This is a genomic window from Streptococcus sp. CL6.22, from assembly GCF_049738055.1.
GTDB classification, from domain to species: domain Bacteria; phylum Bacillota; class Bacilli; order Lactobacillales; family Streptococcaceae; genus Streptococcus; species Streptococcus mitis_DJ.
The window spans coordinates 1-1,435 of the sequence record NZ_JBKOTV010000025.1; the positions used below are offsets into that span (position 1 = coordinate 1).

General features: G+C 36.9%; 1 protein-coding gene. It reads right to left on the minus strand.

The window, feature by feature from the left end; all coding sequences use genetic code 11:
• Positions 1 to 31 precede the first annotated feature (31 nt).
• Positions 32 to 1,380 (minus strand): IS3 family transposase gene (locus tag ACLNCW_RS09745; RefSeq protein WP_203180026.1). Its coding sequence is split into 2 segments (ribosomal slippage): positions 32 to 930 and positions 930 to 1,380, totalling 1,350 coding nucleotides; the frame shifts between segments, so codons are not numbered across the junction.
• Between the last annotated feature and the right edge of the window lie 55 nt (positions 1,381 to 1,435).

Sequence of the window (1,435 nt, forward strand, 5' to 3'; positions counted from 1 at the left end):
TGTACTGACCCCAAAAAGTTAGACAATTAATTTAAGCAAAGGATTTAGTTCTGTATTGTACAGGGCTAAGTCCTTTTAGTTTTACCTTAATTCGTTTATTGTTGTAGTAATCAATATAGTCTACAATAGCTTGTTCCAATTGCTTAAGCGACTGAAACGACTTCTCATAACCATAAAACATTTCCGATTTCAGAATCCCAAAGAAGGACTCCATCATACCATTGTCTGGGCTGTTACCCTTACGTGACATGGATGCTTGAATTCCCTTACTCTCTAGGAACCGATGATAAGAATCGTGTTGGTATTGCCAGCCTTGGTCACTATGGAGAATGGTATTCTCGTAATGTTCCTCACCGAAAGCCTGGTCTAACATAGCTTTTACTTGTTCTAAGTTCGGTGATGTAGAAAGATTATAAGCGATGATTTCGCTGTTAAAACCATCTAAAACTGGCGATAAGTAAAGCTTTTGAGTGCTTGCTGGAATGGCAAATTCTGTCACATCTGTGTAGCACTTTTGCATTGGTTTGGTTGCTTCAAATTGACGTTGAATAAGATTATCTGCTTTCTTGCCAACCTCTCCTTGGTATGAAGAATACTTCCGTTTACGGCGAATTCGAGCCGTTAAACCAAGTACTTTCATCAGACGCTGCACCTTCTTATGGTTCACTACGAAGCCACGATTTCGTAATTCTAGAGTCATGCGACGATAGCCGTAATTTCCTTTGTGCTCAGTATAAATTGACTGAATTTCAGCTTTAATATCATAATCTTTATCGCTTTGATCCAGCTGTTTTAAGTGGTAATAATAAGTTGAACGGGCAAGTTTAATAATCTTTAGAAGGATATCTAAAGAAAACTCTGTTACCAGTCCTTGAACAATTTCCGTTTTTCTTCTTGCTCCTTTTCGTCTCTCAATCGGAGTTCTCTCAACTTTTTTAGAATGGCATTCTCCGCTCTCAAGTACTCATTTTCTGCTTGAAGACGTTCTAATTCTGTCATATCTTCAAATCTCTTCTTTGGCTTACGTCCCATTTTAGGTGGTCTCCCTCTTGTTTTCTCAACAATAGTATACCCGTTTTTCTTATATTGTGCCAGCCAATTCGAAAGTAATCCACTACTTAGAAGAGCATAATCCAGAGACGCCCTAATTTGTGAATGCCCCTCAAGAAGAACTTTATCAATGATCTCTTGTTTTAGTTCAGGAGAATAGTAACAATTCTTTCCTTTTTTGACGAACTCTATTCCGTAACGATCAATCAATTTAATCATGTACCTAAGATTAGAATTGTTTATCCCAAATTTATTTGAAAGCTTCTCTAAGCTATATCCTTGTTTTCTAAGTTCATAGATCTGAACTTTATCATCATAACTCAATTTCATAATAAAACACCCCAAAAGTTAGATTTTTTCTGTCTAACTTTTGGGGTGCAGTACA